Raw genomic sequence first — 24,432 nt, forward strand, 5'->3', positions numbered from 1 at the left:
TGTTGTCGTGGTGCGCGAGGGCAAGAACCTCACGGGGCGGGTGCTCGGCGTTGTGGTCGGAACCGTCGGCCAGGGCGTCTTGAAACATGCGTTCGGAAAGACCGTCAAGGCTGTCGAAGCCCGCAACGACGGCGCGGGAACGACGGAACGCTCGTGACCGGACCCGCCACGGGGACGCCGCTCGCGCGCGCAGCGTGGCGTCCTGCACCGCCTTATTGCCGAGGCTGAGGCCCGGCTCGCACACCACCTCGCTGCTATCGAAGCCGGAATGGACCCGGCAGCCCTCGTCTCCGGGCTCATTTGCGATTCGAGGTCCACACAACTCGCTGACGAGTGGACCTCGAACGAGATCCGTTGGTATTGCTGGTTCTTCGCGTAGCCGCTTGGTGGCGGATGATGCTCGATCGGCGTCACCACCTGGCGATCTCACGAGTGGGTATCCGGCCTCGGTAATATCGCAGCCCTCATTAGCATCGATAACGGCGAACACATCGAGGAAATCCGAGGACCTACGTTGACTACCGACCATCTTGACCGCTGGAACGCTCACGAAGCTTCCGCGGAGGCGATGATTCCGATCATTGGAAGGTTGTATCGCGAGAAGGGGGTGACCATCTTGCTGCACAGCCGGTCGCTGGTGAACAAATCGGTGATCAGCATCCTGCGGACGCACCGCTTCGCGCGGCAGATCGAGGGTGAGGAACTGTCGATCGACGAGACCCTGCCGTTCCTCGAAATGCTCAGCGAGTTGGATCTGGGGCCGTGCAAGATCGACCTCGGCCGACTGGCTATGGCCTATCGCACCGACGATCGCGGACTGTCGATCCCCGAGTTCACCGCCGCGGTTCTGGCCGACGTCACCGACGGCAACAAGGCTGAGCTCCAGGGCCCCCGGGACGTGGTGCTGTACGGCTTCGGACGTATCGGTCGTCTGGTCGCTCGTCTGCTCATCGAGAAGACCGGGTCCGGCAATGGGCTGAACTTGCGGGCCGTGGTGGTGCGCAAGGGCGGCGGGGGTGATCTCGCCAAGCGTGCGTCGCTGTTGCGGCGGGATTCGGTGCACGGCCAGTTCAATGGAACGATCAAGGTCGATGCCGACAATGACACGATCATCGCGAACGGCAACGTGATCAAGTTCATCTACAGCGATGATCCGGCGACGATCGACTACACCGAGTTCGGGATCAACGATGCGATCCTGATCGACAACACCGGTAAGTGGCGTGACCGTCAGGGCCTCTCGCAGCACCTGCGTCCCGGCATCGCGAAGGTCGTTCTCACCGCGCCCGGCAAAGGTGACGTTCCGAATATCGTGCACGGCGTCAACCACCGTGGGCTGGATCGGTCGGAGCGGATCGTCTCGTGCGCTTCGTGTACGACCAACGCGATCGTTCCGCCGCTCAAGGCGATGGATGACGAGTACGGCATTGTCCGCGGTCACGTGGAGACAGTGCATTCGTTCACCAACGATCAGAACCTGCTGGACAACTATCACAAGGCCGACCGTCGTGGTCGCTCCGCGCCGTTCAACCTCGTGCTCACCGAAACCGGTGCCGCGTCCGCCGTCGCGAAGGCGATGCCGGACTTCAAGGCCAAGATCACCGGCAACTCGATTCGCGTTCCCACTCCGGACGTCTCGGTCGCGATTCTGAACCTGCAGCTCGAGCGGGAGACCACGAAGAGTGAACTGCTCGAGTACCTGCGTCAGGTGTCGCTGGCCGGACCGTTGAGCCGTAACCTCGATTACACCGCGGCCAACGATGTGGTTTCGAGCGATTTCATCGGATCACGCGCGGCGTCGATCGTCGATGCCAATGCCACCATCGTCGATGGCGACACCGCGATTCTGTATCTCTGGTACGACAACGAATTCGGCTACTCGTGCCAGGTAGTGCGGACAGTGCAGTACATCTCGGGCATCGAGTATCCGACCTACCCGCAGGTCGGCGCGCGTGTGGACCGCGCCGCAGACGGTCGCGTGCTGACTGCGGCCGACGCGCGGTAACTCGCGCAGCTGCACGCGGCCGAAATACCGGTCGGCACCCGAGAGCTGGAGGCCCACTGCCTATCCGCAGTGGCTACCCAGTGGTGGACGAAGACGTCGCCCGCCTGACGGCGTATGTGCTCAGGCACGTCCATGTCCACGGCCCCTACTCGTTCCGCTGCCCGACCTCGGCGGCACTCGGCGCCCGCTACGCGTCCCCGACCACCTGACGAGGACGACTGATCCCGGCGTCCCTGGTGTCAGTTGCAGGTCGTGGCAAGCATTTCAACGATCTCGGTGGTGCAACCAGTCTCGCCGAGGAGAGGGAAGATCCGTTCAATACTGTTGCGGTGCGCCTCCACATCCAGATCGGCCATGGCATCCGTCGCGAGCGTGACGTGATAGCCGTGTTCGTGGGCGGCACGGGCGGTCGACTCCACGCCGATGCTGGTGGTGAGCCCGGCCAGCACGATCTGTGTGACGCCACGGCGGCGTAGTTGCAGGTCGAGGTCGGTTCCGTAGAAAGCATTCCAGGTGCGCTTGGTCACTGTGATGTCGTCGGGGTGGCCGGCGAGGTCATCGACAATGACATCCCAGCCTTCGGGCAGGGAACCCGGCCGGCTCGGGACCTCGTTGCGACCTGGAGCGGCATCCGATCCGTCCGCACAGGCCGTGACCCGCACCAGGACGACCGGGGCGTTGTGTTCGTGGAAGGCGTGGGCCAACTCGACCGCCCGGGCCACCACCTCGGGGCCGGTATGGGGGACCGTGGGAGCGTCGATGATGGCATTCTGCAAGTCGATGATGACCAGCGCGCTGGATGAATCGAGTGCGGTGACAGTCATGAATTGTGCCTTTCCTGCATGGGCGGCTCAGCCGCGGTGTCTGACGTGTGGCTCGGTGCAAGTTCTTGCTGTAGTCGCGTGGCTTGTATCTGAAAGCTGTTGGCGGCCCCTTTACTTGGCGTCATGCGAAACGTCTGCGGCCTGTGGGTGGGCACGGGCTGTTGCCGGCTCGTGCTCGGATTCCAAGTGCGGGATCCTGGCGGCGGGGCAGCAGCAGCGGGCTGGCGTGCAACACCAGCACGGCGATCAGCGGGAACCCACTGAACCCCACCCCGGAGCCATAGGCGCTGACTGCGTATGCCATCCACAGCCATCCGAACTGCCGACCCAAGGATCCTCTGGCCACCAAGCTGCGCACCTCCCACTTCGAACAACTCACTGTTGATCGCTGCGATCAAAGCAAGGCCGAAGGGGCGGAATCAAACAACTGAGCTGACGGCGAGCCACAACCATATGTTGTGCGAGTAGGGTTTGCTGCGTGGATCTCAACGCCGTGCGCACCTTCGTCGCCGCTGCGGACGCCGGCCAGTTCCAGGAAGCTGCCGCGGTGCTGTCGATCACCCAGCAGGCCGTCTCCAAACGCATCGCGACTCTGGAGAAACACCTGGATGTGCGCTTGTTCGCCCGCACGGCCCGAGGCGCCCAGCTGACGATCGACGGCCAGGCATTCCTGCCCCACGCCCGTGAACTAGTGCGGGTAGCAGAGCGGGCCGACGCCTCCGTGCGCCCTGGCCGGCGCGTGCTACGCGTGGATGTCGTCGCCCGGCGCGTCGTAACGGCGGTGGCCCTGCAGGACTTCCACCGCACACATCCCGAAATCGAGCTGGACGTCGTCACCCTCGATGCCGACGTCGACGCAGCGATCGCCGCTGTCGAAGCTGGAACGATCGATGCCACCTTCCACGCCGTCCCCCCGCAGCAGCAGCTACCCAAGCCGATCAGCGCTGCCCGAGTGATCGACGAACCGCACCAACTGCTCGTCGGCCCCCGCCACCCACTCGCCAACGCCCGCGCCGTCACGCCCCCGCAACTGGCCGGACACCGAATCTGGATGCCCGGCCTTGCTGCCCGTGGCGAGGTGACCGACTACTACGCCGAACTCGCCACCACCTTCGGGTTCACCATCGACGTGCTCGGCCCTGTCTTCGCAAAAGAGGCCCTGCTGGACGAGATCGCCGACTCATCGGACCTGGCGACCCTGATCGGCGAAGGCTCGCGGTATCTGTGGCCGGACAGCTACGACCTCCGGCGCATACCGGTGCGTCACCCGACGCCGGTCTACCCGATGTCAATAATCTGGCGCAACGACAATCCGCATCCCGCGCTAATTAAACTCCGCGAACACCTCGACTCCAGACGAGCAGAAGCACCCGACACCGAGGTATGGATACCGAAATGGGAGCAGCGCATCCCGCGCACCACGGCGACGTCCAGCTGACCGGCAAAGACCGCAGTCTGTCCGACGCTGCGCGGCGAACCCCAGGATCGTCTTCCTCTCGAATGGGAGCCAGATGGCGCGGCCGGGGTCCTGAATCAATCACGAACGTTCGCGAGACACCGTGCGCGGCAGGCTGTTTCCGCAGGAGAAGAGTGTATAGATTGCTGTGTACACGGCAATGTCAACCCGTCGGGGTTCGCAATACATTGCCGGGCATGAGAATCGGCTACGGACGCGTATCCACCTCCGACCGGAACCCGACGGAGTGGTCACCGAGCTCGATCGGCTCGGCCGCACCCTAGAGCATCTGATCGAGTTGTCCAGGGATCTCGCCGGCCGTGAGGTGGAACTGGTCGCCGGGCCGGATGGCCACCAGCAGCGCCTTGTCCAGTTCCGCGCGGGCGGCGAGCTTGCCGGAGGCTTAGCCGATCTGAACCGCGCTCATCGAGCTCAGCGACGCCCCATCGCGGACCGCCGCGCGGTCCGGGGTTGATCGGGCTGGGCGCCGCCGGCTCTGCGGCGCACCAATCGCGAGCCCGTTCGGCTACGAACAGATGCGTAGTACACCGCAATTTTCGGTCGCAAAGGAGATCAATGCGCAGGTCGGCGTTCTGGTTCTGGGGTAGCAGGATTGGGGCGGGGGCGGGCGCGTACTGCACGATCTTCACGGTCGGATCATGGTTTTCCGACAACGGCTACTGGCGTGCCTATGCGGCAACCAGTGTGGTCGGCGCCATTGCGTGGTGGTTCGGTCACCGGCTGGGAGTGCGAACGGCGGCTGTCGAGCGCGCGCCTATGGTGAATCCTGACGTTGCCCAGTGTCGGTGGGAGGTTGGTCAGAATATCGACGCGTTCGGTGCGGAGGATCCGCGCACGCTTGGAGCCCAGCTAGTACTCGGCGATGCGTGCTGGGCGTCTGGGCAGCAGGACGAAGCGCTGTACTGGTACATGGCAACCCACGCCAGCTGCCTGCGTGCCCTCGGTTCGGATCATCCGATGTCGATCAAGGCAGAGCTCCAGTTGCGCGACGCGCATCGCCGATCGAGATCCGGGCTCGACGACAATGATTCGGCCGGGCCGTCGGATTCGCTATAGCCACAACCGATTCGGGCCGGCCGGGCGACCCGGGTTGAGCTATCGAGGATGGCCCGTTTCGAATTGGCGGCCTTGTCGGTGTGTCACGCCTGTGTTGTCGCGTCGGCGGCGATGAGTGTGTCGACGTGTCGGGGGTGCAGGCCGATGGTGTCGAGGATTCTCGCCTGTTGACGGTGCCAGTATCGGGCATGGAGGCCGCAAAGGATCCCGATGATCCATTGATACGCAACATATCCCGCAGCTTCCATGTCAAGGAATCAACGGCGACTCTCACCGGGGTGAGATGATCCAGCGCGGGCTCAGGGGTTACCGCTGGCCGGGCTGGACTGGATGCGGGCCACGAACTGCTCTATGGCGGTCCACATCTGGGGGTTGAGTTGCGTGTGCTCGCCGGTGCCCAAAACGGTCTGGAAGTCGACACCAGCGGCGGCGAGCTGGGCGACGAGGACGCCGTGCAGTGGGGAGGGAACGATGGCGTCGGTGACGTTGATGCACAACAGGATCGGGGCGTTGTAGCCACCGGTGGGAACGGCCATGTAAGCGTCTACGGCGGCAGGCATGGGCTCGACGGACAGGGGCCTCGCCAGCATGTTGCCGATGCTGAGGCCGCGGACGCGGTCCATGATCTGGGGCGTGCACATCGCGCCGACGCTGTCGAGCACGGAGCGGCCCTCTGGGGTCAGGTATTGGTCGACGCTCACCTCCGGTCGGGTGGCGCGGAGTCCGGCCAATATGCTGACGAACAGGTCCATGAAACCGTCCGCAATTGCGGGCGGGGTGGGAGTGCCGGGTCCGAACAGTGATGCGAGCTTCTCCACGTCGGACTCGGGGTCGATCGCGATGGTGCCGCGGAAGTCCAGGTCCGGGGCATCGGTGACCTGCAGGTGGCCGGTGCCGAGCGCGGCCTGCCCACCTTGCGACGCGCCGATAACCGCCCATGTCCGCGACAGTTCTGGGTGGGCGGACCGGACGGCACGCACGAGGTCGATCGTGGCAGTCGCCTCGGTATCGATCCCCAGGTATGGATGCGTTCCGGTGTCGAAGAGGCCGAGGCCGAGATAGTCGGGCGCGACCACGGCGAATCCCCGCGACGCCAAGTACTGGAGCAGCGCATCTTCATCTCTCGCAATCGTCTGGGCGGGGTGCGCGAGCGGATCGGACTGGCCACCGCAACCCGGTCCTAGCCCGCTGGTGCCGTGGTCGTAGGCGATGATCGGCCAGCCGGACGGCGGCGGGGTACCGGCAGGGATGTACAGCGCTCCGCTAGCTGGCTGTGTCGTCCCGTGCGAGCCGCGCATCCAGTACTCGATCACTGTGCCATCGGCATTGGACATCCCGCGCGTACCTTCGGGTAGCGGGTACTCCGCGATCAGGGTTCCCGGGGTTTCCGCATGTGCCGGAACGGTATGCATCAGCAGTGCGGCGCCGACTGACAACGTGACCACTGCGACGGCTCGCTGACACGTATGGACAACTCGCATCGAACACCTCCCATCCGATCCGACACCGTCAAAACCGTGAACGAGCGCAGGTCAGGCCAATCGGCGTGCGGTGATCAAGAGGTACTCCCACTCCATGCGACCGTTGCCCAGGTCGTGTTGGAAAGCGAGCTCCGCGAGTTCCCGGTCCAACCGCGCGATCCGGTCGGGTTCTGCGGCAATGGCCTCGTACACGGCGACCGTCGGTCCGTAGTAGGCCTTGAAGAAGTCGCGGAACTCGGCGCCGTCGGCGAAACGATCGATGACCGCGTTTTCGCGTCGCAGCTCCAGGTCGGCGACGCGGTCGCCCAAGAGCGACCGGACATGCGTCTCGTCGCCCCACATCGGTGGCGGCAGCGCACCGGGCGGTGGCGGCGGAGCGAACGGTTTCATCGTGGCGAACATCTGCCCGATGAATCCGGTGGGTGTCCAGTTGATCAGCCCGATCGTGCCGCCCGGCTTGGTGACGCGCACCAGTTCGTCCGCGGCCGCCCGGTGGAACGGCGCGAACATGACGCCTACGCATGAGATCACGGCGTCGAACTCGGCATCGGCGTAGGGCAATGCCTCGGCGTCGGCTTCCTGCCACTGCAGGTCGACGCCCCGGGCGGCGGCGATACGCCGGCCCGCGTCGAACAGCTCCGGCGTGAGGTCGCTCGCAACGACGTCCGCGCCGGTCTCTGCGGCCGGGATCGCTGCATTCCCGGATCCGGCCGCAATGTCCAGCACGCGCTGACCGGGGCCGATACGGCAGACCTCGACGAGACGCCGGCCCAGCCCAGGGATGACTTCGGTGGCGACGGCCGGGTAGTCGCCCAGTGCCCACATTGCTCGATGCCGCGTCTTGAGATCAGCGGGGCCGGATTCGGTCATCTGATGCTCCCTCTGTAGTCGGGCCAGCGGACGCTGCCGAACTTGATCGATTTACGACGAGTCGCGAAGTCGGATGTTGCGCAGGACAATTGCGGCCGAACGGTGGGCGTCGTGTGCCCGGAACGCCACCGTGGGCGCGGCTGCTGGAGCGGCCGATCGCGAGCTGACACGACCGCCATTTCGGCCCATGCAGGCCCGGCGCCGCGCTGCCGTGCAGCGGGTTCTGCTCATGCTCTTTCGAGACGGTAACGCAATCGCCAGTAGGGTCAGCACACGGTCCGATCGACCCAACCATTCTGCCGGCGAGCCGGTGAGAGCGCGCCGGTACGGTCGCAGCTTGTCGTAGGTATCGAATGTGTCCATCTCGATACCGGTGATCTCCATGCCGATATCATTCTCCACGAAGCCCTCGAACAGCGGTAGGTTGATGTGCAACGTGTTGCGGCCCGGCTTGTCTGATAAGTGGGAGCGCCCTTTCTCGGGCAATCGAGTCTCGGAGTGAACACCTCCGTTGTTGCGTGTATGGACTCTTGCCTTGAATCGGAATTCGCCTGCGCCCTTGATGAATGGGTCATGGTCGTCGAGTATTTGGAGCCGTTCGAGGACGACGCGGATCCTCTGGCCTTGTTATTTCTCGGTCGAGTCGTTCCAGGGCAGGTCTGAATCGTTTGCCTGTTCCACCAGTTGGCGCGCATCTTCGCGAGGAAATTCGGCTTGTCGTTCTTCTCTTGCTGTTCGACTCCCGTCACCTACTCGCCCTTCCGGTATTCCCGGAATACGACTGCGCCCTACCGCGCGCTCTGCCCCCGCACTGGCGGTAGCTGGTGGATCTATGTCGAAAGGCCGAGACTGGTTACTGTCTGCCCGCGCCATTGCGGCACGCGACCCACGGGTCGCGCCCATCTCGGAACGCCGGATCGGGCGAGGTGCGTGGGTCTGCGCCCATCGACATGAAGGAGGCTGGAAATGAATCACTCAGACATGGACCCGACCTTCTATCGGAGCGCAGCGGAGGCGGCTGCCGCGCCACCGGAGCGGCTCGCATACGTCGTTGCGTTCGACCGAGCGGCACAGAAGCCGGATGCGCTGTCAGTAGTCGATGTGGATCCGGGCTCGGCCACCTACGGCCGGGTGGTGGGCTGGACCGAGGTACCCCACCTGGGCAACGAGCTGCACCATTTCGGCTGGAACGCCTGCAGCAGCGCGCTGAAGCACGAGGGCCACCACATCGAGGGATTGGCTCGGAGGTACCTGATCGTGCCGGGTCTGCGCTCGTCGCACCTGTACGTGTTCGACACCCAGCCCGACCCACGCCAGCCCACCCTGTCCAAGATCGTGGACAGCTCCGAGCTCGCGGCCAAGGCCGGCTACTCTCGTCCACACACGCTGCACTGCGGGCCGGACGGTGTGTTCATGACCTGCCTTGGTGGGGCAGACGGATCGGACGGGCCGGGCGGGATCGCGCTGCTCGATCACAACACGTTCGATGTGCTGCGGCAATGGGAGACCGACCGTGGGCCGCAATACCTCGCGTACGACGCCTGGTGGCATCTCAACCAGAACACGCTGATCAGCAGCGAGTGGGGCACGCCGTCCATGATCGAGGACGGGCTGAATCCGGAGCTGCTGCTGGCCAACAAGTACGGCCACGCGATCCACTTCTGGGACCTCACCGCCGGTCGGCACCAGCAGCGGATCGATCTCGGCGAGCAGTACCAGATGCCACTCGAGCTGCGCCCTTCGCACGATCCGGACGCCACCTGGGGGTTCGTCGGCGTGGTGATCTCGACCGAGGATTTGTCGGCCTCCGTGTGGCGTTGGCACCGCGATGGTGGCGTGTGGGCGGTAGACAAGGTGATCACCATCCCGGCCGAGCCGGCCGATCCCGACCTGCTGCCGCCGGCACTGAAACCGTTCGGCGCGGTGCCGCCGCTGGTCAGCGATATCGACCTGTCGGTCGACGACGCACACCTCTACGTCTCGTGCTGGGGTACCGGAGAGCTCGAGCAATTCGACGTGCGCGATCCGGCTAACCCGAAACAGACCGGGTCGGTACGACTCGGCGGGATCGTGGGCCGCACCGCCCACCCGGCCGCGCCGAACCAGCCGCTCGCCGGCGGCCCCCAGATGGTCGAGATCAGCCGAAACGGCCGGCGGGTCTACCTCACCAACTCTCTCTACAGCACGTGGGACGACCAGTTCTACCCGGAAGGGGTTGGCGCCTGGATGGCCGTGATGCACACCGATCCCGACGGCGGAATGACCATCGACGAGTCGTTCTTTCCGCACGACGAGGACTTTCGAGGTCTGCGGGTGCACCAGGTGCGCCTCCAGGGCGGCGACGCGTCCTCCGACTCCTACTGCTACCGGTAGTCGGGTCGAGCGGGGGCCACTGGACCTCGACCGCGTACGCCCGGTCGGCGAAGTGTCCGTACACGTCCAAGGTCGATTCCAAGTCATCGTCCCGCGCGCCGCGGGTCCACCAGTGGGATCAGTCGGCTGTTGGTCCCTGGATTCTGGCGCCGTGTGCGCCGACTACGGCGGCGACAATGGCCAGTCCGAATCCGGATCCGCTAGTGCAGGAATGTGATTCAGCGTCTCGATAGGAGCGATCGAAGACACGCGGCGCGTTGTCAGGTGCGATGCCAGGTCTCGCGTCGCAGACGTCGAGCACCGCGAATTCCGCGGCATCGAACGACGTGCCCAGGTCCAGGGCCAATAGATAGGCGGCGCTCGATTGTTGTCGTGTGGTCGGTCATATCCAACCTGCAATGCGGTATTCGATTTGTGGGAATTCCCCGAAAAATCCGCCGTACGCCCCGCCCACAGGCAGTCTTCACACCTTCGAAATCTGCAATGACCCGTGTGCTACGTTGGTTGTCAAGGCCCTGATCGGGCCTCCGGACGAGGGTTCAGTACCCGGACAGCGACAAGACTGACCATGGAGGTCAGCTCGTCATGGCTTGGGTAATTCTGATTGCGTCGGGTGTGCTGGAGGCGGTGTGGGCCACCGCGCTAGCCGCGTCTCACGGTTTCCGGCGCGTCGGCGCCACCTTTGTTTTCGCGGTTGCGTTGGTGGGCAGCATGATCGGGCTCGCCATTGCTATGAATACCCTGCCGACTGGTACCGCATATGCGGTCTGGGTGGGTATCGGCGCTGTACTGACAGCGTTCTGGGCGATTATCAGCGGTAAAGAGAAACCGACTGCCGCGCGAACCCTCTTACTACTCTGGCTGATCGGCTGCGTCACAGGCCTGAAGGCGGTGAGCTGACATGCCGTGGATCATTCTGCTCGTCAGTGCGGTGTTCGAGGCCGTATGGGCGACCGCGCTCGGTAGCTCCCATGGTCTTTCCGAACCGGTCCCGACGGTGGTCTTCCTGATCGGGTTGGCGCTCAGCATGATCGGACTCGCGATCGCGCTGCGCAAGCTTCCGCTCAGCGTCGCCTACGCGGTCTGGATCGGCGTCGGCGCCGCACTCACCGTCACCTACGCGATGCTCACCGGCGCGGAATCGGTTTCCGCACTGAAGGTCCTGTTCCTCGGCGGTATCGTCGCCAGCGTGATCGCTCTGAAGTTCGTGAAGTCAGCGCCCGCCCCGGAGCTCGGTGCCGCAAAGGCGAAGGCGGGCAACGTACAGGCGGGCGATCTCACTGGCCATCGATCCGGCCGCAGTCGAATTTATCCACACCGTTGAGCTTCCCGGGCTCCCGGCGGCCGAACCTTCGACCGAGGTTGACCAAATCGGCAGGCAGATTCCGGATCCGAACATCTCGATCGTACGATCGGGATCCGGTCGGCTCGGTCGAAGAGTATGGCGAGAGCCTGCCGGACGGTGCTTTGCGTTGGCGTCATGGATTCGCCGCGGCGTGACGGAGGAACGGCGCGAGTGCCTCGTCGCCCAGGTTCGGGCCGCAGACGGTGACCGCCGCGTCGCTGGACCCGATGACCTCGGCGCAGCGCAGACCCCGGTGGTCGCGTAGCCCTTGGACGCGTCGTAGATCGCGTGATGTCCCGGGCTGGTTCCGGGGTCGAGCTCCTCGCCCCGCACAGCGCCGTAGGCCACCACCGGCTGTGGGCCGCCAATGCCCCAGGGGATCAGCGCAGGAGCATCCTGCTCCGGCGGCGCGTCACTTTGAAGCTGCTCGCGTTTCGCTGAACAGCACCGAATCAGGACGGCTTGTGAGCTGTCAGGTATTGCGTGCTGTCGAAAATTTGCGCCAGCGGCTCCGGGACCGTTGCCATGGGACGGTCGTAGCGTGCGGCCAGTTCCTGCAGGTGCAGGCTCGAGGTGGTCCAGCCGTAGACGGTGAGCAATTCAGCCGGATCGCTGCGTTCGTCGGTGTAGAACAGTGACGCGAGGTCGACCTTGTCGAACGGGATGCCTTTCAAGCCTTTCAAGTATTCCGACTCCTGCTCGGCGATGCGGCCCATATCGACGTTATTGCCGACGGTCTCCGCCGCCACTGTGCTACCGGGTGCCGAAAGCCGACCGATCCGCGCGAACAAGGCATCCTGTGCGGCGCCGGGCAGGTAGGGCAGCAACCCTTCTGCCGACCATGCGGTGGGCGAGGCCGGATCGAAGCCTGCCTCGACGAGCGCCGCGGGCCAGTCGTCGCGCAGATCAACGGCGACCTCGCGCCGGTCCGACCTCGGCGCGGTGCCGGATTCGGTGAGCACCTGACGTTTGAACTCCAGCACTTTGGGCTGGTCGATCTCGAACACAACCTCGCCTACCGGCCAATCCAGCCGGTAGGCCCTGGCATCGAGCCCGGCGGCCAGGATCACTGCCTGGGTCACCCCGGCCGCCGCCGCGGACAGGAAGAAATCGTCGAAAAACCTACTTCGGTATCCGATGAACCCGGAGGTGAACGGGGTCTGCGCCCACAACGTCGGATCGGTGATCAGTTCGTTCATGTCCGAATCGCCGGATGCCACCACGAACAGGGCGGCGTACTCGTCATGGACGAGGGCATCCGGCTGTTTCGTCTCGATCGCGCGCGCGGCCGCGACGCCGAGCGCGGTCATGCCGACGCTGCTCACAATGTCCCAGGTATCGCCTTCGGTACGCATCATGCTGTCCTCGAAGTGTCCTGAATGCCATGGCTGACAAGTCGGAATCCGGGTTTGCGTTCGAGCGAGGAAGGGGAGCCCTCTTGTCCGGGTGGCAAATATGCTGCTGTGGATGGGTAGAGCGTTACGAACTCGATCCTACGACCAGTGGACTTCAGACATGAATGCCTTGTGGCTCTGTTGCGACAGTCGCCGAGATCCGCCGCCTCCTCACCCAGCTCGTACCCTCACTCACGCCCTCGCCGCCGCACACTGCAGACGCCTCCTCACACCCGCGTCAGACAAGCCAGGTATCTACGAAAATCCAGGCAGCACAATGAAATACAACTTGCGCTAGCACGCGCCACTGTGCCGATGTCGGAAACCACGTAGACGTGGCGCACGTGGATTTTCGCTGCTCTGAAGAGTTCCCTGGTGGCGCTAATCGCGCCAGACGGTGGGCGCTGTGCTCGGAAGGCCGCCATCCCTTCGCGGGCGCCGGGAAATTGAGCGGCGGCGGGGGCGGGGATCAGTCGGGAAACCTCGACCCGTGCGGTGTCGTCGCCTGCGCGGCTTTCGCCCGTGCGCGGGGTTTCCGCAGTGATGGTCAGGACCGCGCGGCCGAGTATGTGTGAAGCCATGGTGAAGCCGAGGAAGCCCGGGGTGGCGGCGGCCGGGACGCCGATGGACTCGACGGGCGTGCACCGCGACGAAGTAGCGATGGCGGCCGCGCCCGCCGGGCGGGGCCGCGCCGATGAATCGGGCTGCGCGGGCGTCGTTGGGCAGTTGGAAGGCGCCCTTGGGCAGGCCCGAGTCGGTGTCATCTCCGGCGCCCTCGGGCAGCTCGGACACGGTGGCGGGAATGTCGGCAACCGCCCAGTGCTAGAACCCGGACCCGGTGGGGGCATCGGGGTCGTAAACGGTAACGGCGTAGCTATTGGTGCCGGCCGGGGCTCGCTCCAGGACAGCTGCGGGTAGACATCCTTCTCGCCGGGGACGCCGGAGGAGCGCCGTCGGTGACTGTGAGAGGCCACAGGCGACGCCGTTCCCGTCGATCGAGGTGCGTTGCGCGCCTCTACGACCGGACCCGGCGCAACGGCCTCGGCTCGAAGAGATCTGAAACAAACTCGAAGACCGCATCATCGAGGCCAACGCCCACACGTTTACTAGCGGACACTGCTGGCTATCAACAAACTGTAGTAGTCGATCCCTCCGAATGCCCGCTCTAGCGATTTCTCATAGGCCTGGGCTTGTCGTACAGGGTGATCTTGCCCGAGGGTGAGCACGATGGCGCCCGGTCGGTCGCTCACGTGGTCGGCGGTATGGCTCCTGCTACGGCGGTCGTCACCCGGATCAGCTCGTCGCACAGCTCGGTTTGGGATCGATCCTCGGTCAACGAGGACTCGAAGGTGAGTGTTTGGCCGTGCATGGTGCCCCGCGAACAGCCGACCACCCCCGATCACCAGGAGTAGGGCAAGCAATGCGGACACCGAGCGACCATGACGAATACCCATGAGCGAAGCCCTCCCCGACGGCCACCCCTGTGCGACACGATGTTCGAGTGTGTCCGGAGGGCCAGAGCCTGTCAAACCGGTCGCGGTTCCCCCTGGAGGCGGACAGTCTCCGAACCAGTCCGTTTGAGGATTTCGCCGAAGCGGAGATATTGCGGGGCAGAGGCTTTCGCCGTGCGAGCCGCGGACGGTCGGCTGAAGCCCGCCGACTGGGCGGACCTGCTGCCGACCGGCACGGACGACAGGTCCGCCGAATACGGTGTGCGATACACGGATCCGGCCGGGATCGCGTGGCACCTGCCCGGCCTGGCTGCTGCGGCAGTGGCGCGGCTGTGCATCACAACCGCTTGGTGCCCGCGCGACGACGATCGACCCGCCGCCTGGTTCGCGGTCGACATCCCCCCTCGACACCGCATTACCTCCACCTCATTGCCGAGCCGGCCTGACGGCGGCCGTCGTGAGCTTGGTTCCCGGCCCGTGTTTGGCGAGTTCCGGCGGTGCGCTCTATGATCGAAGCGATGATGATTACTTCTGATCGCAGATTGGGGGTCCCGTCCGTCCAAGGTGAGTGCTGATGCTCACTGTGAAGACGAATGCGGACGATTCCCGCCTTTCCTTCTGGCCGCGCGTGCGTGAGTTCGCCGTGCCGCCCTCCATGATCGAAACCGCTACCGCTCGGCGTCGCGCCGGGGATTGGGCAGGTTCCTGTGCCGCAGCGCGTTTCGATGTCGATATCGATTTATGTTCCGTGGCAAGGACTTACGGCGAGGAGCTGGCGGCCGATGTCCGATCCGATCTCCGGAATTTAGCCCCGGATCTGCTGCGCTGGCACCTGCCGAGGGTTGCTCCCGATGGTTTGCTCCGGCCGGGGCTGACGATCACGCTTGCTCGTTACCCCTGGGGCGCAGCTGGTTTCCTACATTTGGTGGTTCGCACCGCGCCGACTTGGGCGGATGCCGGGCAGCGGGTCGGCCTCGCGCTGTGGGATGAGTCCGGGACCGCGGTCGGCTTGCATCCGCGTCCCCGGCCGGACCGCCGTTTCCGGATGGACCTGCACCGCCACCTCTGGGATGCGCGCAGGGCCGATGAGCTGCGACTGCGGTGTGGAGCCCAACCGGGCGCCGACCGCTCGGCACTGGACCCGGCTCTGCTGGAGACTGCGCCGCGGGATCGTGGCTACGCCGTTGATCGCTGGGGTACCGAGGCGCGAATCCTGCTCGATTCTGAAGGGCGGCAGGAGAATACGTTCCTGGTGCGGTTGGGTTCCCGGCAACGGGTGATTGCCGAACTGGGGCCTGCTGGCTTGCGGATCGTGGCGGCATATCCGGCCGGAGCCGTCTCGGCGCTTCCGGTGCTGCCCGACGCTGCGACCTGGCAATCACCCGACCTGGAACTGCTTCGCACCGGCGTGATCTCGCTCGAACGACTGCATCCGTTGGTTGCCGCGGCGCTGGTGCCGGACTATTCGCCGAGCGAGTCCGCCTGGGGGCCACCCCAGGCGGAGCGAATACACCTGGTGGAATGCGGCGGCAAGCAACACCGAATCGGCTTGGTCGGCGGTGCGTTGTCCGCGCTGGACCACGACCCGGCCGAGATCCGGCGCGAGGAACTCCTGGCCGCCTTGACCGGCACCCCGCTGCCCTGCCTGCAGGCCATCGATCAGGCACATCGCCGGCCGGACTGCCTCACAGGCGTTCGCGAACGTCTCGCACACGGTGACACCGCCGGCGCACTCGCCGTCGTCGAAGGCCTGCTCGGTCCCGAAGCGATCCTGCGTGACGGCGCTCTCCGGGACGAACTGGCAGCCACCGCGCAACAGCGAATCACCTATGGGCTCTACCGATCCGGCCTGTCCGAACCACAACTCGCCCCCAACTACCCAGGCGTTCGCCGTCCACGAGATCGCCGCGCGCACCCGCGCAACGCGACGAGATACTGACCCTGCCGGAGCAGTGCCTCCGGCGCGACTCGACTGCTTCGGCGATCTTGCGACCGCTGCGCGCGACCGCCTGACGACCCGCGTCCGCGCGACGACTTCCCAGCGTCGCATCCGTTAATCCTCCTACAACACAAGGTGATTCATATGTCTGCTTCAGTCACTGGCTCCACAGCTCACACCCCTGCGGATGACGCTTCCCAGCTCGATATCGCCGCTGATCTACTGACCCTGCTCGGCGAGACCACCACCGAACCGTGGCCCAACACCCAACTGGAGGCGCTCACCCTGGCAGTAGCCGCTGACCTGCCGGTGCTGCTGTGGGGTGAGCCGGGAATCGGTAAGACCGCGGCCCTGACGCAACTCGCCCAAACCCTGGATCTTCCGCTGACCACGGTAATCGCGAGCGTGCATGAGCCGTCGGACTTTTCGGGTCTGCCCATTGTCGGCGACGACCCGGCGGAGCACGGTGTTCCGATGGCTCCACCGGACTGGGCGGTGCGATTGGTCCAGGCGGGCCGGGGGCTGCTGTTCCTCGACGAGCTGTCCACCGCGCCACCCGCCGTGCAGGCTGCCCTGCTGCGGCTCGTGCTGGAGCGGCGGATCGGTTCACTGAAGCTGCCGCCCGGCGTCCGGATCGTGGCGGCAGCCAACCCGCGCTCGTCGGCGGCCGATGGCTGGGAGCTGAGCCCGCCGCTGGCTAATCGGTTCGTGCACCTGCAATGGGTACACGATCACGATGTGGTCGTGCGCGGTCTCGGCGGCACCTGGCCGCGCGCGACACTGCCGCAGCTCGACCCGGAAAAGCTCACGGAGGCAGTAGCGTTCGCGCGTCGCGCGGTATGCGTGCTGCTCGCGGCGCGCCCGAAGCTCGTGCATCAGCTGCCGAGAAGCGAAGCGCGCCGGGGCGGCGCCTGGGCTTCGCCTCGCACTTGGGAGATGGCGCTACGGCTGATCGCATTCGCCACCGCCGCGGGGTCGTCCACGGATGTGCTGTCACTGTTGGTCCGGGGCGCGGTCGGGGATGGCCCGGGTTTCGAGCTGCTGACCAGCCTGGACCGGATGGACCTCCCGGACCCCGAGACGCTACTGGCCGATCCGGCGGGCGCTGAGCTGCCCGAGCGCGGGGATCTGCGACAGGCCGCGCTCGACGGTGTGGTCGCGGCGGTGCGTAAGCGCCCGGAGCGATCCCGCTGGGATGCGGCGTGGGTGCTGCTGGTGAAGGCGATCGAAACCGGGGCGCCGGATCTGGTGGTCGTCCCCGCGACCACGCTCGCCGCACTGCGCCAGGGAAAATGGGAGGTGCCGGCGTCGATCGAGAAGCTCGCGGGCGTGGTGTCGGTGTCGCAGCGCGCGGATCGCGCCGCCGACCTCGTGCGGGCGGGCCGATGACTGTGCCGGCAGCGGTTCAGAAACTGGATCTCGAAAAGCTTTTCGCCGCCCGGCTGTACGCCGTTCGAGTCCGGCCATACCTGGCGACCGCCCTTTTCGCTCTGCACATCGTCGAATCGCGCCGCGTCCCGACGATGAGTGTGGACCGGTACTGGCGCTGCTACGTTTCGCCCGCGTTCGTGGACAGCATGCCCGTCGAGGAATTGGCCGGGGTCTTGGTGCACGAGGTCTCGCACCTGCTGCGCGACCATCACGGCCGTGGTGAGCGCTTCGCCCGCGAGCACGAGCTGAGCGGCCCTGGGGAACGGCTGCGCATGAATATCGCCGCAGATTTCGAGATCAACGACGACATCTTCGGCGACGGACTGGTCCGCCCGGAGGGCGCGATCCTGCCCGCCGACATCGACTTGCCCGCAGGCAAACTCATGGAGGAGTACCTGCGGGAGTTCCGGTTCGGAACGTACACGCCGGGCATGGCGTGGCTCGATTGCGGCAGCGGCGCCGACGGCCTGGAACGCGAATGGGAGCTGGGGCCGCTCGGCGCGGACGGCCTCAGCGAACAGGAACGCGACGGCGTGCGCTTCCGGGTGGCGCAGGGCATCATCGGCCGCCCGGGCAACGTGCCCGAAGGATGGCGGCGCTGGGCGCAGGAAGCATTCCATCCACCGCAGCCGTGGCGTGACCTGCTCGGCGCGGCACTTCGCGCGGCCGTCTCCGCGCCCGGGGTCGGCGAGGACTACACCTATGGCCGCCCCGCGCGACGCTCGGCCGGTGTGCCCGGCGTCATCCTGCCTAGCCTGCGGCGCACGCCACCCCGCGTCAGCGTGATCATCGATACCTCCGGTTCGGTCAGCGACGCCGAACTCGGCAGCGCCCTGCTCGAAGTGACTGCCATCAGCCGCGCGGCGGGCGGCCGCCGCGACCTGCTCACCGTGTTGTCCTGCGACGCGGCCGCTCGGATCGCGCACCCGCTGTGCGCGGCCGAGGGCATACCGCTGGTGGGCGGTGGCGGAACCGACCTACGCACAGGCTTCGCCAAAGCCCTTCGCGCCCAACCCCGCCCGGACGTCGTCGTGGTCCTCACGGACGGTCAGACGCCCTGGCCCGAGACCAGGCCGTGGTGCCGCACGGTCGTGGGCTTGTTCCGCCGGGCCCCTTCGTGGAGCGAACGCGATTCTGATTACGTTCCGGACAGACCACCGGCGTGGGCGCGAGTCGTCGAAATCTGCTAGCTGTTGCAGATCATGACGCTGTTGAAGAGCAGGATAGGCGGGCGCACCAAGACTTTTCCTGTTGCGGTTGCTCGGAGTGGAGACGTCGGTGAGCCGGGGCGGCCGATGGGCGCCCGGCCCGCCTGCCATTGTGTTCGATTACCTCCACTGGGTGACCCATCAGGGGGATGGTGTCATCAAGCCGAACATGGCGCCGATGGTCCAGCCGATCGCGCAGCCGATGATGGCTCCGACCAGGAAGAACCAGATCCCGATCATAACGCCGATCGCGCAGCCGAGGGCTGCACCCATCATGACCGACATCGGTCCCATGGCCTGCTGCACGCCGGGCATATCCTGGTACGCGACAGCCTCTTGTGTCGGCCCGCCGACCGGTGTCAGGGTCAACTGTGTGCCAGAGCTGTCCAGCTGCGGTGTGACCGCGAGATTCTGTCCGGCCTCCGTGCGCAGTGTCGTCGGGATGGCGCCGACTACCGCACCGTCGTTCGCGAGGACTGTGACCGAGTCGGGCGTGACGACGAACCTGCCGGAGGCGAGGGTCACCAGGGCGCTCGAGTGATCGCCCGCGAGACTCGCCGTGTAGGCGACCGGGCCATCCACGCCGGTGACGTCGACATTCGCCAGCGTCGCCTCTCCATGTGCTGTCGCGGTGGCTATGCTCGCCGCCCCGATGGCCATGAATGCGGTTGCTGTCAGTTTTTTGAAGAACATTTGCCCTCCTACCTCTGCCGATTCTCTTCACATTCCCCGACGAACGGTCCCGGATGGGTATAATCATCTGCCGTTGAATTGATCGATGTCGATGGGGTATTCGGATACCGAATTTTCGAAGTGTAGTCGGTTTTCATCCCCGGGTATATGTATTTGAATCGAAATTCCCGTTGGTATATCGGCCCCGAGGACGCGGCCGGAATTTATCGTACGGCGACTCCGGTGGAGGCGCGACAGCGCGATTAACTAGATAAGGCTTGTGCATGGCCGTCACCGACCCCGCTGTGTGCCGAGCTCGCCGCCACCGACGACACCACTTCCCCTCGCCTGCCCATTCGACGGCAACAGCTCACGATCTAAGACCGTGTCTCATGTCGCTCCTCGCCGAACTCGGCAGTCCATGACGAGCCCGCCGACGGTGCCGGCGCAGGATCACGCTGCCGTGAGGCGGGAAAAGGGCTTCGGCGCTGCCGCGGTTGATCGCGTCGAGTTGGCCGGGGCGAAGCTCTCGTAGTTGTCGAGCACGGAGGCTCACACGTCGTCGCTGCCGATAGGGGTGGGAAGTACCCATTCGGGGCTATCCGCGCCGCTCCGTCGGCAGAAGGACACACGACAAGCAGTCCAGCGTCTGTGGCGGCTATGTGCAGGCGAATGCCGGGGGCCTGCTCGAAGCCGCGCAACCCGACAACACTGGAAGCAGCACGTAAGTCGCTGGCCGCATTCGACCAAAACTCGCCCGGCATCGGGCTGCGCTCGAAGCGACAGCCGACCCAGGGCTGGTCGCGGGTTGGACGCGCGAGGTTCAGAAGGAACGAGAAATCGTTGCTGCCCAGAAGGCTGCACTCGAATCCACCACTCATCAGCGCCTGAGCGCGGAAGGAATCAAACAACTGGTCGATTCTCTCGGCGGGCCGATCGAGATACTTCAGAAGGCCGATTCGGACGACAAGCTCGAACTCTATCAACAGCTGGGCTTGAAGTTGACCTATGACTATGCCCACGGGCAGTGTTGGCTGCGGCCAACACTGCCCGTGGGCATAGTCGTGGTGTCCGGAGGGAGTTGGACACCCGAATTGTGGCAAATATGCACACTTTTCGTGTACATGCCGTCACCATGCACGTTTTCGGTGTCCAGGGCGGTCGTCAGATTCCTTCGCCGTGGCGCAAATGCGCAGCTACGAGCTGCGATGAAATGCTCTGCGCTGCAACGCAGTTCGACCGAGTGGGCAATCGCTGATGCATAGGTACGAACGCGGAAGGAACTGAGGGGCATGATCCGGAGCGCATATGCGCGATCGAATGCCGATGCTGTGTTGCTCCTACAGCCAGTTGGAGTCGGATCATGCTGCCCTGACACAGTTTCAGCATCGCTATACGCCGATACTCCTGTCAATGGTTCAAGGTCATCCAGTTGGAATGACATTGACAGGTTTGCAAATGTTCGGCGATTCGATAAGACGACTCCGAGGCAGTCCCTACCTGAACTGACGAAGGGTCTTCCGACAATCCGCGTGCCTGCGCACTGCTTTGCTACGCGCTCTTCTTGATCCGGTGCCTTCAGCGCGATGTGGACCGACTTGCTCAGCGAAGAGGTGGTACCCGGTCCGGGTAAGGGAGCTGGCATGCACGTTCGCATCCCCCTCGCCTTCACACCCGGCTATTTGTCGATGGTGGAGCGCGGCCGCCGACCGGTGACCGACGCCGTGATCTCCGCCTACCGCACGATGCTCACCGATCCGACCCTCGGACTATCCGATGTCGACGTCGACCGGCTCGCCGCCTCGACCTCACACCCCGACGGCGCGGGTACTTCCAGCTTGATCGATGTGTCGGTGATCCTGGAGCGCACCCGCCACCTCGAGGACACCGTCGGTGCGACGCTGGTGGTGCCGGTGATCCGTGGAATCGACGGCGTCGCCCGCGCTTTGGCGTCCAAACGCGCAGGCGGCGCGGCCGCCGCCGCCATCGCCCGAGGTCACTCGCTATCGCGGATGGCTCGAACACGCGACAGCCCACCCGGTCCTGGCGGACAAGGTTCTCGCCGACGCTGCGGTTCTCGCCGACACCGCTGGTGAGGTCTCGCAGTTGGCACATGCCTACTCGTTCCGGGCGTATGTGGCCAGGCACGCGGGCGATCTGGGCAAAGCAATGCGGCTCACCGACGCAGCCATCCGCGTGCCTGGCGTGCACCCGATCCTGCCCGTCTACGACCGCTATCAGCGTGCCGAACTGTTTGCCGCACAAGGTGACCGGACCGCGACAGCGCGGGCCATGCGCTGCGCGGACCGTGCCGCGGCCGACACCGACGGTGTCGAGCTGCCCGCCTACGGATAACTGGTACACCGCAGGGTTCTGGGCTGTGCAGCGTGCCGTCGCGCTGGCCTTGCTCGGGCACGGCCGCGACGCCGTCACCGAGGCGCAGCAGGGAGTAGCAGCGATGCCTGCCGAGCATCGGGGTGCGGGCTGGCTCGCCGACATGCTCACCAGGATCGACCCCGAGATGACTGCCTCGACATGAACGATCGCGAGGATCGTGGAGACCTGGTCCGCCGGATACCGGGGGCGAGGAACAAAAGTGCCCAATCCGGCGCTAGCGAGTTACCGCTGCCGACCCGCACCTCTGACCTAACGAAGCCTGCGCCGTCGCGAGGGCTCAGATTTCTTGGGGAGCCATGCCGCAACCGCGTTGGGTGGCAGGCGTAGTTCGACCCAGTTGTTGCGGTCGCTGCCGTCGTCATCGTCCGGGATGGCGTCGGCGCGGAGCCAGCCGGTGTCGCTGATTAGTGCGATATCCGCGACCGGGATCCCCTCGACCACATCGAGGGTGATACCGCGAAGCATTGGCGGCAGCGCTCCGAGGGCCTGCCGCGTGAGGTACAGGCGTCCAACCGATTCCGTCGTCATACTGCCCGACAGTAGGCGGCAGCTCCGACATCTCGGGCCAGTGCTCAGGTGAACTCGAACTACCGTGTTCCACAAATCTTTCGACGCTAGCGCCGGATCTGGAGCGGATGCACCGCTACCCCTGGCCGCAGCCTGATCGCCGATAACTGTCGGTGCCCTCCGTCACACTCCGGGATGGGGACATCAGCGAAGCAGTCAGTGGAAATCGGCTACGCGACAGCGAAACGCATGTCGGCTGAGAGGAAGATCCAGCCGTCGCGCAGTACCGCCGATCGTGGCGTCGATCCCGACGTGAGAACGACTGCTCCGGCATCGATGCACACTGCGAGGGTTCGCAGATCCGACCAGCCCAGCTCGTCGGTGATTCGTTTCAGACACAAGCGGCCGTAGTGGGTCATGGTCGACACGGCGTAGTGTTCGCGCTCGCCGCGAATGGGTGACAGCGCAGCCAGATCCGGCAACGGGAGCGCCGGGATCATTGAGGAGTCCATCGCGGCGATTGCAGTCACCGGCCGCGTAATCGGCGTCATACGACCTCCACCGTGCCAACGCCACGAAGGTGCATCTCATGCTCCGATCTCTTCGTTGGGAACGGACGTGCATTCACTGCAAGGTTGCCGAGGAGTCGTCATCACGCGGTGGCATGCTGCGGAAGCAAGTGAGTTGATGCGCTTCGCTTGATGGGCCACACCGTCGCGGACCGAGAGCATAGGACGTTTATGCATGGGACGGTAGTGCATAGGACGATTGCACTCTGGATCAATACGCGTGGGACGTATGCGCTTGGGTCGATATGTCCAGCCCAGGCAAGCCCGCGCTCAATCCGACCGCTGCGGCGTTCGGAGCACGAGTCCGCGCCCGGCGCACCGAACTCGGCTGGAGCCAAGAGGCGGCCGCGCATGCCTGCGGAGTCCATTGGACCTACCTCGGCCAAGTCGAACGCGGGCAGCGCAGCCCGCGGGTGGAGAACATCATGAAGTTTGCTGTCGGCCTGCAGACCACGCCGGGGCGGCTGATGGACGATCTTCCTGTCCCGGAGGGCTTGGCGTAGCGGGAGTGGTGGCGCGACCTACACCCACGTCACCGATCAGCACGCCATCTACGGCACGAAGATCATAGTCGCCACCAAACGCGAAGCGCACTACGTGCTCGACGAGATCCTCGGCAGCGCAACAGATCTGCCGATCACCGAGCACGCCACGGATACTCATGGCATCACCCTGGTCAACTTCGGCCTGTTCGATCTCGGGGTCGCCGTAGTATCGGCCGATTTTCGGGCGGATGTAGCGGCGCAGGTTCTCGGCCTTGCGGTGCCGCGACTTGGCCATCAGTTCGAGCAGGCTCGCGCCGGATTCGCCGAGGTGCGTCAGCCCGGAGTGCCGGAGTTCGTCGAGTTCCCAGCCGGTGCCAGACCTCCTGGCGGCGGTGGCGGCGTCGAGCAGGTCGTAGGACAGCCGCGCGAGCCCGGTGTCGGGGCAGGCGTCGCGGTCGGCGAGATATTTTCCCGGCTCGGGACGGCGGTGGGTCACGAACACCGGCCCGTGGGCGCGGCCGCGGATCAGCCTGGGCAGGAGCCGGGCGGTGCCGGCATCCCAGTACACGGTTTCCAGGACGTTAACTGCCCGTCCTCAAGATTCCCGACAGAGTCCTTCAGTGAAGATCCGACTGGACCTCGGTCAGTCGATGCCTTCGACGATGCGGAAGTCGCGCTCGACGCCGTCGGAGAGGGCGACCAGCGCCTCCTGGTAGGCCGCACTCTCGTGCGCCGCGACGGCCTGTTCGAAGCTGTCGAACTCGATCAGGATGGTGCGCTCGGCGATTCCGGCGTCATGCGCCACGACCCGACTGTCAAGGGCGAGGATCCGACCGCCCCCGGCCTTGACGGCCGGAGCGGCCAGCTTGTCGTAAGCAGCCAGCTTCTCAGGGTCTGAAATGGTGCGGTAGGCGCTGACCCAGTAGCCCTTGGGCATGGAACCTCCAG

25 protein-coding genes, 4 pseudogenes and 1 riboswitch are annotated in these 24,432 nt (G+C 65.3%); of the genes and pseudogenes, 16 read left to right on the plus strand and 13 right to left on the minus strand.

What is annotated here, in order from left to right:
• The first annotated feature begins 514 nt into the window (after nt 1-514).
• Both ACLMAL_RS37455 and ACLMAL_RS37460 read left to right on the plus strand, forming a co-directional pair.
• The gene (locus ACLMAL_RS37455; protein WP_412003394.1) at nt 515-2,005 is read left to right on the plus strand and encodes a glyceraldehyde-3-phosphate dehydrogenase; all 1,491 of its coding nucleotides are present in this window, start codon (nt 515-517) and stop codon (nt 2,003-2,005) included.
• 80 nt (nt 2,006-2,085) lie between these two features.
• Nucleotides 2,086-2,214, plus strand: a complete 129-nt coding sequence (locus ACLMAL_RS37460) for a hypothetical protein (protein ID WP_412003395.1) — start codon at nt 2,086-2,088, stop codon at nt 2,212-2,214.
• A 30-nt stretch (nt 2,215-2,244) separates the two neighbouring features.
• On the opposite strand, the gene ACLMAL_RS37465 is transcribed toward ACLMAL_RS37460, so the two are convergent.
• Complete coding sequence (locus tag ACLMAL_RS37465; RefSeq protein WP_412003396.1) at nt 2,245-2,829, minus strand: isochorismatase family protein; 585 nt, start codon at nt 2,827-2,829, stop codon at nt 2,245-2,247.
• Nucleotides 2,830-2,950: 121 nt separating this feature from the next.
• Nucleotides 2,951-3,133, minus strand: coding sequence for a hypothetical protein (locus ACLMAL_RS37470; protein ID WP_412003397.1), 183 nt, complete (start codon nt 3,131-3,133; stop codon nt 2,951-2,953).
• Between the two features lie 174 nt (nt 3,134-3,307).
• On the opposite strand from ACLMAL_RS37470, the gene ACLMAL_RS37475 reads away from it, so the two are divergent.
• The 3 genes from ACLMAL_RS37475 (at nt 3,308) to ACLMAL_RS37485 (ending at nt 5,362) form a co-directional block, all read left to right on the plus strand.
• Nucleotides 3,308-4,267 (plus strand): LysR family transcriptional regulator, encoded by a 960-nt coding sequence (locus ACLMAL_RS37475; RefSeq protein ID WP_412003398.1) that lies wholly within the window; start codon nt 3,308-3,310, stop codon nt 4,265-4,267.
• Between the two features lie 265 nt (nt 4,268-4,532).
• A complete protein-coding gene (locus tag ACLMAL_RS37480) occupies nt 4,533-4,760 on the plus strand; it encodes a recombinase family protein (RefSeq protein ID WP_412003399.1) in 228 nt (75 codons plus the stop codon).
• Nucleotides 4,761-4,861: 101 nt separating this feature from the next.
• A complete protein-coding gene (locus ACLMAL_RS37485) occupies nt 4,862-5,362 on the plus strand; it encodes a tetratricopeptide repeat protein (protein WP_412003400.1) in 501 nt (166 codons plus the stop codon).
• Nucleotides 5,363-5,661: 299 nt separating this feature from the next.
• On the opposite strand, the gene ACLMAL_RS37490 is transcribed toward ACLMAL_RS37485, so the two are convergent.
• Genes ACLMAL_RS37490 through ACLMAL_RS37500 form a run of 3 tightly spaced genes read right to left on the minus strand, consistent with a single transcriptional unit; the run spans nt 5,662 to nt 8,199 of the window.
• Nucleotides 5,662-6,843: an alpha/beta hydrolase family protein gene (locus ACLMAL_RS37490; protein ID WP_412003401.1), complete on the minus strand. Its 1,182-nt coding sequence runs from the start codon at nt 6,841-6,843 to the stop codon at nt 5,662-5,664.
• A gap of 51 nt (nt 6,844-6,894) precedes the next feature.
• The gene (locus ACLMAL_RS37495; RefSeq protein ID WP_412003402.1) at nt 6,895-7,713 is read right to left on the minus strand and encodes a class I SAM-dependent methyltransferase; all 819 of its coding nucleotides are present in this window, start codon (nt 7,711-7,713) and stop codon (nt 6,895-6,897) included.
• A 51-nt stretch (nt 7,714-7,764) separates the two neighbouring features.
• Nucleotides 7,765-8,199 carry a hypothetical protein gene (locus ACLMAL_RS37500; protein ID WP_412003403.1) on the minus strand — a complete coding sequence of 145 codons (435 nt, stop codon included), beginning with the start codon at nt 8,197-8,199 and terminating at the stop codon, nt 7,765-7,767.
• 480 nt (nt 8,200-8,679) lie between these two features.
• Here ACLMAL_RS37500 and ACLMAL_RS37505 point away from each other — a divergent pair, with 480 nt between their 5' ends.
• The gene (locus ACLMAL_RS37505) at nt 8,680-10,086 is read left to right on the plus strand and encodes a selenium-binding protein SBP56-related protein (protein ID WP_412003404.1); all 1,407 of its coding nucleotides are present in this window, start codon (nt 8,680-8,682) and stop codon (nt 10,084-10,086) included.
• A gap of 118 nt (nt 10,087-10,204) precedes the next feature.
• On the opposite strand, the gene ACLMAL_RS37510 is transcribed toward ACLMAL_RS37505, so the two are convergent.
• Nucleotides 10,205-10,387 carry an ATP-binding protein gene (locus ACLMAL_RS37510; RefSeq protein ID WP_412003420.1) on the minus strand — a complete coding sequence of 61 codons (183 nt, stop codon included), beginning with the start codon at nt 10,385-10,387 and terminating at the stop codon, nt 10,205-10,207.
• A gap of 205 nt (nt 10,388-10,592) precedes the next feature.
• Nucleotides 10,593-10,657: riboswitch (guanidine-III (ykkC-III) riboswitch) on the plus strand.
• Between the two features lie 14 nt (nt 10,658-10,671).
• Between ACLMAL_RS37510 and ACLMAL_RS37515 the strand changes: the two genes are divergently transcribed.
• Nucleotides 10,672-10,986, plus strand: a complete 315-nt coding sequence (locus tag ACLMAL_RS37515; RefSeq protein ID WP_328401106.1) for a DMT family transporter — start codon at nt 10,672-10,674, stop codon at nt 10,984-10,986.
• Between the two features lies 1 nt (nt 10,987).
• A pseudogene (locus ACLMAL_RS37520) lies at nt 10,988-11,290 on the plus strand (DMT family transporter); the annotation flags it as partial.
• Nucleotides 11,291-11,677: 387 nt separating this feature from the next.
• On the opposite strand, the pseudogene ACLMAL_RS37525 reads toward ACLMAL_RS37520, so the two are convergent.
• The 3 genes and pseudogenes from ACLMAL_RS37525 to ACLMAL_RS37535 form a co-directional block, all read right to left on the minus strand.
• Nucleotides 11,678-11,821 (minus strand): annotated as a pseudogene (locus tag ACLMAL_RS37525) (class I SAM-dependent methyltransferase); the annotation flags it as partial.
• A gap of 62 nt (nt 11,822-11,883) precedes the next feature.
• Nucleotides 11,884-12,789: a class I SAM-dependent methyltransferase gene (locus ACLMAL_RS37530; RefSeq protein WP_412003405.1), complete on the minus strand. Its 906-nt coding sequence runs from the start codon at nt 12,787-12,789 to the stop codon at nt 11,884-11,886.
• A 569-nt stretch (nt 12,790-13,358) separates the two neighbouring features.
• Nucleotides 13,359-13,757, minus strand: a pseudogene (locus tag ACLMAL_RS37535) (YbhB/YbcL family Raf kinase inhibitor-like protein); the annotation flags it as partial.
• Between the two features lie 1,093 nt (nt 13,758-14,850).
• On the opposite strand from ACLMAL_RS37535, the gene ACLMAL_RS37540 reads away from it, so the two are divergent.
• From ACLMAL_RS37540 to ACLMAL_RS37550, 3 genes are all read left to right on the plus strand, one after another.
• Nucleotides 14,851-16,215, plus strand: coding sequence for a hypothetical protein (locus tag ACLMAL_RS37540; RefSeq protein ID WP_412003406.1), 1,365 nt, complete (start codon nt 14,851-14,853; stop codon nt 16,213-16,215).
• Between the two features lie 144 nt (nt 16,216-16,359).
• Nucleotides 16,360-17,604 (plus strand): AAA family ATPase, encoded by a 1,245-nt coding sequence (locus ACLMAL_RS37545; RefSeq protein WP_412003407.1) that lies wholly within the window; start codon nt 16,360-16,362, stop codon nt 17,602-17,604.
• On the plus strand, nt 17,601-18,836 hold the full coding sequence (locus ACLMAL_RS37550) for a DUF2201 family putative metallopeptidase (protein WP_412003408.1): 1,236 nt from the start codon (nt 17,601-17,603) through the stop codon (nt 18,834-18,836). Before ACLMAL_RS37545 ends, ACLMAL_RS37550 begins: the two co-directional genes overlap by 4 nt.
• A gap of 159 nt (nt 18,837-18,995) precedes the next feature.
• Here ACLMAL_RS37550 and ACLMAL_RS37555 read toward each other — a convergent pair whose 3' ends face one another.
• Nucleotides 18,996-19,547, minus strand: a complete 552-nt coding sequence (locus ACLMAL_RS37555; RefSeq protein WP_412003409.1) for a hypothetical protein — start codon at nt 19,545-19,547, stop codon at nt 18,996-18,998.
• Between the two features lie 1,622 nt (nt 19,548-21,169).
• Here ACLMAL_RS37555 and ACLMAL_RS37560 point away from each other — a divergent pair.
• The 3 genes from ACLMAL_RS37560 to ACLMAL_RS37570 are packed head-to-tail and all read left to right on the plus strand — an operon-like array spanning nt 21,170 to nt 22,065.
• Nucleotides 21,170-21,622 (plus strand): hypothetical protein, encoded by a 453-nt coding sequence (locus ACLMAL_RS37560; RefSeq protein ID WP_412003410.1) that lies wholly within the window; start codon nt 21,170-21,172, stop codon nt 21,620-21,622.
• A gap of 10 nt (nt 21,623-21,632) precedes the next feature.
• Complete coding sequence (locus tag ACLMAL_RS37565) at nt 21,633-21,881, plus strand: hypothetical protein (RefSeq protein ID WP_412003411.1); 249 nt, start codon at nt 21,633-21,635, stop codon at nt 21,879-21,881.
• 25 nt (nt 21,882-21,906) lie between these two features.
• On the plus strand, nt 21,907-22,065 hold the full coding sequence (locus ACLMAL_RS37570) for a hypothetical protein (protein WP_412003412.1): 159 nt from the start codon (nt 21,907-21,909) through the stop codon (nt 22,063-22,065).
• Between the two features lie 107 nt (nt 22,066-22,172).
• On the opposite strand, the gene ACLMAL_RS37575 is transcribed toward ACLMAL_RS37570, so the two are convergent.
• Both ACLMAL_RS37575 and ACLMAL_RS37580 read right to left on the minus strand, forming a co-directional pair.
• Nucleotides 22,173-22,451: a hypothetical protein gene (locus ACLMAL_RS37575; RefSeq protein WP_412003413.1), complete on the minus strand. Its 279-nt coding sequence runs from the start codon at nt 22,449-22,451 to the stop codon at nt 22,173-22,175.
• A 209-nt stretch (nt 22,452-22,660) separates the two neighbouring features.
• Nucleotides 22,661-22,981: a hypothetical protein gene (locus tag ACLMAL_RS37580; protein WP_412003414.1), complete on the minus strand. Its 321-nt coding sequence runs from the start codon at nt 22,979-22,981 to the stop codon at nt 22,661-22,663.
• 263 nt (nt 22,982-23,244) lie between these two features.
• Between ACLMAL_RS37580 and ACLMAL_RS37585 the strand changes: the two genes are divergently transcribed.
• Nucleotides 23,245-23,502 carry a helix-turn-helix domain-containing protein gene (locus ACLMAL_RS37585; protein ID WP_412003415.1) on the plus strand — a complete coding sequence of 86 codons (258 nt, stop codon included), beginning with the start codon at nt 23,245-23,247 and terminating at the stop codon, nt 23,500-23,502.
• Nucleotides 23,503-23,509: 7 nt separating this feature from the next.
• A pseudogene (locus ACLMAL_RS37590) lies at nt 23,510-23,698 on the plus strand (Tn3 family transposase); the annotation flags it as partial.
• Nucleotides 23,699-24,127: 429 nt separating this feature from the next.
• Here ACLMAL_RS37590 and ACLMAL_RS37595 read toward each other — a convergent pair.
• Entirely contained in the window at nt 24,128-24,421 is a 294-nt protein-coding gene (locus ACLMAL_RS37595) for a DUF1330 domain-containing protein (RefSeq protein ID WP_412003416.1), read from the minus strand.
• Between the last annotated feature and the right edge of the window lie 11 nt (nt 24,422-24,432).

The sequence above is a fragment of the Nocardia sp. CWNU-33 genome, from assembly GCF_046764895.1.
In the GTDB taxonomy this organism is placed as follows: Bacteria; Actinomycetota; Actinomycetes; order Mycobacteriales; family Mycobacteriaceae; genus Nocardia.

Coding starts and splice junctions, on each gene's coding strand:
- ACLMAL_RS37465 (WP_412003396.1), bottom strand. CDS start 2,829: ATGACTGTCACCGCACTCGATTCATCCAGCGCGCTGGTCATCATCGAC.
- ACLMAL_RS37470 (WP_412003397.1), bottom strand. CDS start 3,133: ATGGCATACGCAGTCAGCGCCTATGGCTCCGGGGTGGGGTTCAGTGGG.
- ACLMAL_RS37485 (WP_412003400.1), top strand. CDS start 4,862: ATGCGCAGGTCGGCGTTCTGGTTCTGGGGTAGCAGGATTGGGGCGGGG.
- ACLMAL_RS37490 (WP_412003401.1), bottom strand. CDS start 6,843: ATGCGAGTTGTCCATACGTGTCAGCGAGCCGTCGCAGTGGTCACGTTG.
- ACLMAL_RS37495 (WP_412003402.1), bottom strand. CDS start 7,713: ATGACCGAATCCGGCCCCGCTGATCTCAAGACGCGGCATCGAGCAATG.
- ACLMAL_RS37505 (WP_412003404.1), top strand. CDS start 8,680: ATGAATCACTCAGACATGGACCCGACCTTCTATCGGAGCGCAGCGGAG.
- ACLMAL_RS37515 (WP_328401106.1), top strand. CDS start 10,672: ATGGCTTGGGTAATTCTGATTGCGTCGGGTGTGCTGGAGGCGGTGTGG.
- ACLMAL_RS37530 (WP_412003405.1), bottom strand. CDS start 12,789: ATGATGCGTACCGAAGGCGATACCTGGGACATTGTGAGCAGCGTCGGC.
- ACLMAL_RS37540 (WP_412003406.1), top strand. CDS start 14,851: ATGCTCACTGTGAAGACGAATGCGGACGATTCCCGCCTTTCCTTCTGG.
- ACLMAL_RS37545 (WP_412003407.1), top strand. CDS start 16,360: ATGTCTGCTTCAGTCACTGGCTCCACAGCTCACACCCCTGCGGATGAC.
- ACLMAL_RS37550 (WP_412003408.1), top strand. CDS start 17,601: ATGACTGTGCCGGCAGCGGTTCAGAAACTGGATCTCGAAAAGCTTTTC.
- ACLMAL_RS37555 (WP_412003409.1), bottom strand. CDS start 19,547: ATGTTCTTCAAAAAACTGACAGCAACCGCATTCATGGCCATCGGGGCG.
- ACLMAL_RS37560 (WP_412003410.1), top strand. CDS start 21,170: ATGCACGTTCGCATCCCCCTCGCCTTCACACCCGGCTATTTGTCGATG.
- ACLMAL_RS37575 (WP_412003413.1), bottom strand. CDS start 22,451: ATGACGACGGAATCGGTTGGACGCCTGTACCTCACGCGGCAGGCCCTC.
- ACLMAL_RS37580 (WP_412003414.1), bottom strand. CDS start 22,981: ATGACGCCGATTACGCGGCCGGTGACTGCAATCGCCGCGATGGACTCC.
- ACLMAL_RS37585 (WP_412003415.1), top strand. CDS start 23,245: ATGTCCAGCCCAGGCAAGCCCGCGCTCAATCCGACCGCTGCGGCGTTC.
- ACLMAL_RS37595 (WP_412003416.1), bottom strand. CDS start 24,421: ATGCCCAAGGGCTACTGGGTCAGCGCCTACCGCACCATTTCAGACCCT.